The sequence below is a fragment of the Streptococcus mitis genome (genome assembly GCF_001579035.1).
Lineage (GTDB): Bacteria > Bacillota > Bacilli > Lactobacillales > Streptococcaceae > Streptococcus > Streptococcus mitis_J.
The window spans coordinates 1,505-7,600 of sequence record NZ_KQ970291.1 but is presented as its reverse complement, the minus strand read 5'-3'; the positions used below and the strand labels follow the sequence as shown (position 1 = coordinate 7,600).

Sequence of the window (6,096 nt, the reverse complement as noted above, 5' to 3'; positions counted from 1 at the left end):
AAACACGCTGTGTTTTATTGAGCGTATCAATAGCATCAGTAAGCTGGATTTCATTTCCAGCGCCAGGAGCTTGCTTTTCGAGAATATCAAAAATTTCTGGTGTGAGCAGATAGCGACCGATGATTGCCAAATCACTTGGTGCATCTTCGGGAGCTGGTTTTTCAACGAAAGTTTCGACACTGTAGAGACCATTGATTCCTTCTCCTTGAGGAGCAATGACTCCGTATGATGAAACGTCTTCGTGTGGTACGGGCATGACAGCAATGGTTGATGCGTGTGTCTTTTCGTAATCATTCATCAGTTGTTTTGTCAAAGGAACGGCGTTCTCATCTGTGATGTCCATAAGGTCATCGCCCAGCATAACAACGAAGGGCTCATTCCCCACAAAAGCTTTGGCTTGTAAGACAGCATCTCCAAGACCACGAGGGTGAGTTTGGCGGATGAAATGAAGGCGCATACCAGTTGCTTCATCTACCAATTTTAACAAATCCGTTTTGCCTTTTTCCTTAAGATTGTATTCAAGCTCAAAGTTTGAGTCAAAGTGGTCCTCAATAGAACGTTTTGACTTACCAGTGACAACCAGAATATCTTCAATACCTGATTTGAGAGCTTCTTCCACGATAAACTGGATAGTTGGTTTGTCTACAATTGGCAACATTTCTTTGGCAAGAGCCTTGGTTGCTGGTAAAAATCGAGTTCCTAGTCCAGCGGCAGGAATGACTGCTTTTCTAACTTTCAGTGCCATAAGAATCCTTTCTTTAGAGGGTTAAGACCACTCATTTTCTGCTTTAAATTCATTGTTCATGATGTCATAAATGGCATCTTTGATATTGGTTCCGTGGTAGATAACTTGGTAAATGGCCTGTGTAATGGGCATATAGACTCCAAGTTCTTGCGCTAGTTCGTAGGCTGCTCGAGTCGTTGAAATTCCTTCAATCACCATGCCCATATTGGCTTCGATATCAGCTAGGGATTCTCCACGACCAAGAGCATCTCCGGCTCTCCAGTTACGAGAGTGGATGGAGGTTCCCGTTACGATCAAATCTCCTACCCCAGACAAGCCACTATAGGTCAATGGACTAGCCCCGAGTGCCACCCCAAGGCGGGTAATTTCTGCCAAGCCTCGAGCGATGATGGCTGCCTTGGCATTGTCACCAAATCCCAGACCATGTAAAGCTCCAGCACCGACAGCGATAATATTTTTAAGAGCACCAGCGGTTTCGACTCCGATAACATCCGTATTGGTATAAAGTCGGAAGTAGTGATTACTAAAGAGCTCTTGAACGTATTGAGCTGTTTGTAAATCTTTAGAAGCAGCAGTGATTAAAGTCAGGTCACGTACAATGGTCTCTTCTGCATGACTAGGACCTGAAACAACGACAATATCACTGCGGAGATGTTCAGGAATTTCTTCTTCAAGGATGGTTGATAATCGTTTATGGCTATCAGGTTCTAATCCCTTTGAAGCGTGCATGATGATAGCCTTATGATCCAAGGTTTGTGCAACTTGCTGGGCAACAAGTCGTGTCACTTTTGTTGGGACAACAAACAAAATCGCATCCACATCTTTCAATGTTTCTGCTAAGTCAGTGTAGGCAATGATATTTTCATCTAGGACGACATCTTTAAAGTAGTGCTTATTAGTGTGGTGTGTATTAATTTCATTGATTTGCTCGGGAAGATTTCCCCAAATACGTACCTCGTGTCCATTGTCATTTAAGACTTGTGAAAGGGCGGTTCCCCAAGAACCAGGCCCCAAGACGGCGACGGTTTGTTTTTCCATGATTTCCTCCTTGATAGAGTTCTTTCTCTTATTCTATCATATTCTAGGGGATTTTGCACTTGCATTGCTGGGGAGTGGTGGCTTTGTGACTTGAAAAATATATAAAAAACCGAGCCTAAGTATTAAAGTCTTAGTCTCGGTTTTGATATTTCATAAAGAATAGCTCGGTTTATTTCAATTGATCTGTAATGTCTTTTGATAGCAACATTCCTAGATGATAAGTTTTATTGATGTAAGCAATGACATCATTGATGTTTTCAGTCGTTTGAATTTTCTCTTTGATGTCAGCCCTAAATGTTTCATCCTTTAAAAGTTGTTCTTGGTAGAGTCTTTGAAGTCTCTCCTTCTCGTACTTATTGAGCAGAAAAAGGAACACCAAGCTAATTACAACGAGGATATAAGCATATTGGCTCATAGGAAATCTCCCTGTATGATAAAGAAGTAGTAGTGAATAAATCGATTTAGTGAACCTAAAATAGCAGAACAAGTCAGCAAAACTTGATAAGATTTTTGATAGACTGTCAGTGAAGCGATTAGGCAAATCGCCATAGTTACGACGTCATGGTCTCTAAATCGATTATATTTAGAGACCATGACTAGTGAAGTAGTTAGCTAGTCCGCATATAAGCGGCTAGCGTCTAACAATTAGGAACTTTAGTTCCAATAACTTGAAGATTACGACGTTTTAGGACATAAATCGATCATATTTATGTCCTAAAACTAGTGAAGCGCCTAGCCAAAGTCCGAATAGGATTTGGCGTTAGTTACTTAGATTGCTCCGCAATCAAGTAACTTTGGTGATTTACATCTTCTCTGGCGCTTCTACTCCAAGCAAGCGAAGGGCTTCTTTGAGAACGATTGCTGTAGCGTAGCTGAGGGCTAGACGGCTGTCGCGCTCAGGATTTTCGTCTAGGATACGTGTATGTGCATAGTATTTGTTAAAGGCTTGAGCCAGGCTAATTGCAAATTTAGCAATGATAGAAGGTTCAAAGTTATCCGCCGCACGGTTGATAATACGTGGGAAGTCTTGGATGAGTTTGATGATTTCCCAACTTTCAGCATCATTTAAACTGTAATTAGCTTCTGTTTCTGGTTTGAAGTCTGCTTTACGTAAAATCGATTGGATACGAGCATAGGCATATTGTACATAAGGACCAGTTTCCCCCTCGAAGGATACCATAGCCTCGAGGTCGAAGTCGTATCCATTTGTACGGTCAGTCTTGAGGTCATAGAACTTAATGGCTCCTACCCCGACAGCATGGGCTACCTGGTCTTTGTTTTCTAGTTCAGGATTTTTAGCTTCGATTTGGGCCTTGGCACGACTAACAGCCTCTGCAACAGTAGGCTCTAGCAAGATGACATTCCCTTTACGAGTAGAGAGTTTTTTCCCTTCTTTTGTAACCAAACCAAAAGGAACATGAGTAATGTCGTTACTCCAGTTGTAGCCCATTTCTTGCAAGACAGCTTTGAGCTGTTTAAAGTGGGCAGATTGTTCTTGACCAACGACGTAGATAGATTTAGCAAATTGGTATTCGTTTTTACGGTAAAGGGCTGCAGCCAAGTCACGTGTGATGTAGAGAGTTGCACCATCAGATTTCTTGATGAGGGCTGGATGTTCAATTCCATATTTCTCAAGATTCACAACTTGGGCCCCTTCTGATTCAACAAGAAGGCCTTTTTCAGAAAGAATGTCTACAACTGCATCCATCTTATCATTGTAGAAGGCTTCTCCGTTATAGCTGTCAAATTCAACTTGCAATTCATTGTAAAGGCGGTTAAATTCCACCAAACTTTCGTCACGGAACCATTGCCAAAGAGCGAGAGCTTCCTCGTCGCCATTTTCAAGTTTACGGAACCATTCGCGTGCTTCTTCATCCAAGCTAGGGTCATTTTCAGCTTCAGCGTTGATGCGGACATAGAGTTTAAGGAGTTCATCGATTGGATGAGCTTTTACAGCTTCTTCGTCGCCCCATTTTTTGTAGGCAACAATCAACATCCCAAACTGTTTACCCCAGTCTCCCAAATGGTTGACCTTGACCGTTTGATAACCGATTTTTTGGAAAATATGTGATAAGCTATCTCCGATAACAGTTGAGCGCAGGTGACCGATAGAAAATGGTTTAGCGATATTGGGACTAGACATATCGATAACAACATTTTCTTGTTTGCCAATAGTTTGGTCAGCATAGTGTTCTTTTTCAGTGATAACCGCTTGCAACACTTGAGCAGAAATGGCAGATTTATCAAGGAAAAAGTTAACGTAAGGTCCTGTTGCAACAACCTTTTCAAAGGCTTGGCTGTTAATTTTTTCAGCCAGTTCAGCAGCAATCATTTGAGGTGCCTTACGTTCGACTTTTGCAAGTGAAAAAGCAGGGAAAGCAATGTCTCCCATTTCTGAGTTTTTAGGGGTTTCCAGTAAATTTAAAATAGCCTCTTGGTCCAGGCTATCAATGACGCTAGCCAATTCGCTAGCAATCAATTCTTTTGTATTCATTAAGAGCTCCTTTTTGGACTTTTCTACTATTTTATCACAATTTTAAAGAAAGAAGAAAAAATTTTTGAAATCTCCTATTTTTTGGTATAATATAGTTATAAAAATAGTTATAAATATTCACATAAGAGGATTTTATGAGAAAAAGAGATCGTCATCAGTTAATAAAAAAAATGATTACTGAGGAGAAATTAAGTACACAAAAAGAAATTCAAGATCGGTTGGAGGCGCACAATGTTTTTGTGACGCAGACAATCCTGTCTCGTGATTTGCGCGAAATCGGCTTGACCAAGGTCAAGAAAAATGATATGGTGTATTATGTACTAGCAAATGAGACAGAAAAGATTGATTTGGTGGAATTTTTGTCTCATCATTTAGAAGGTGTTGCAAGAGCAGAGTTTACCTTGGTGCTTCATACCAAATTGGGCGAAGCCTCTGTTTTAGCAAATATTGTAGATGCAAACAAGGATGAATGGATTTTAGGAACAGTTGCTGGTGCCAATACCTTATTGGTTATTTGTCGAGATCAGCACGTTGCCAAACTCATGGAAGATCGTTTGCTAGATTTGATGAAAGATAAGTAAGGTCTTGGGAGTTGCTCTCAAGACTTATTTTTGACAAGGAGAGACGGAAAATGGCGACAGAAAAGCTATCACCCGGCATGCAACAGTATGTGGATATTAAAAAGCAATATCCAGATGCTTTTTTGCTCTTTCGTATGGGTGATTTTTATGAATTATTTTATGAGGATGCGGTCAATGCTGCGCAGATTCTGGAAATTTCCTTAACGAGTCGCAACAAGAATGCGGACAATCCGATTCCTATGGCGGGTGTCCCCTATCATTCTGCCCAACAGTATATTGATGTCTTGATTGAGCAGGGCTATAAGGTGGCTATTGCTGAACAGATGGAAGATCCTAAACAAGCAGTTGGGGTTGTGAAACGAGAGGTTGTTCAGGTCATTACGCCAGGGACAGTGGTCGATAGCAGTAAGCCGGACAGTCAGAATAATTTTTTGGTTGCCATAGACCGCGAAGGCAATCAATTTGGTCTAGCTTATATGGACTTGGTGACGGGTGACTTTTATGTGACAGGTCTTTTGGATTTCACGCTGGTTTGTGGGGAAATCCGTAACCTTAAGGCGCGAGAAGTGGTGTTGGGTTATGACTTGTCTGAGGAAGAGGAACAAATCCTCAGTCGCCAGATGAATCTGGTACTTTCCTATGAAAAAGAAGGCTTTGAAGACCTTCATTTACTGGATTCACGATTGGCATCTGTGGAGCAAGCGGCATCTAGTAAGCTGCTCCAGTATGTCCATCGGACTCAGATGAGGGAATTGAACCACCTCAAACCTGTTATCCGCTATGAAATCAAGGATTTCTTGCAGATGGATTATGCGACCAAGGCTAGTCTGGATTTGGTTGAGAATGCCCGTTCAGGCAAGAAGCAAGGCAGTCTTTTCTGGCTTTTGGATGAAACCAAAACGGCTATGGGTATGCGTCTCTTGCGTTCTTGGATTCATCGCCCCTTGATTGATAAGGAACGAATTATCCAGCGCCAAGAAGTGGTGCAGGTCTTTCTCGACCATTTCTTTGAGCGCAGTGATTTGACAGACAGTCTCAAGGGTGTTTATGACATTGAGCGCTTGGCTAGTCGGGTTTCTTTTGGCAAGACCAATCCCAAGGACCTCTTGCAGCTGGCGACTACCTTGTCTAGTGTGCCACGGATTCGTGCGATTTTAGAAGGGATGGAGCAACCTGCTTTAGCCTATCTCATCACACAACTGGATGGAATTCCTGAGTTGGAGAGTTTGATTAGCGCA

5 protein-coding genes and 1 pseudogene are annotated in these 6,096 nt (G+C 41.8%); 2 read left to right on the top strand and 4 right to left on the bottom strand.

Annotated elements, in window-relative coordinates:
* The 4 genes from galU to argS all read right to left on the bottom strand — a co-directional run.
* On the bottom strand, positions 1-745 hold a 745-nt coding region (gene galU, locus SMIDD26_RS09065; RefSeq protein ID WP_246747015.1), incomplete at its 3' end, for a UTP--glucose-1-phosphate uridylyltransferase GalU.
* Between the two features lie 21 nt (positions 746-766).
* On the bottom strand, positions 767-1,783 hold the full coding sequence (locus tag SMIDD26_RS09060) for an NAD(P)H-dependent glycerol-3-phosphate dehydrogenase (RefSeq protein ID WP_061439884.1): 1,017 nt from the start codon (positions 1,781-1,783) through the stop codon (positions 767-769).
* Between the two features lie 169 nt (positions 1,784-1,952).
* Positions 1,953-2,198 carry a hypothetical protein gene (locus SMIDD26_RS09055; RefSeq protein WP_000084861.1) on the bottom strand — a complete coding sequence of 82 codons (246 nt, stop codon included), beginning with the start codon at positions 2,196-2,198 and terminating at the stop codon, positions 1,953-1,955.
* Between the two features lie 387 nt (positions 2,199-2,585).
* Entirely contained in the window at positions 2,586-4,277 is a 1,692-nt protein-coding gene (gene argS, locus SMIDD26_RS09050) for an arginine--tRNA ligase (RefSeq protein ID WP_061439883.1), read from the bottom strand.
* Between the two features lie 134 nt (positions 4,278-4,411).
* On the opposite strand from argS, the gene argR reads away from it, so the two are divergent.
* Together argR and SMIDD26_RS13310 are read left to right on the top strand one after the other, a co-directional pair.
* Positions 4,412-4,858 (top strand): arginine repressor, encoded by a 447-nt coding sequence (gene argR / locus SMIDD26_RS09045; protein ID WP_061439882.1) that lies wholly within the window; start codon positions 4,412-4,414, stop codon positions 4,856-4,858.
* A gap of 50 nt (positions 4,859-4,908) precedes the next feature.
* Positions 4,909-6,096, top strand: a pseudogene (locus SMIDD26_RS13310) (DNA mismatch repair protein MutS); the annotation flags it as partial.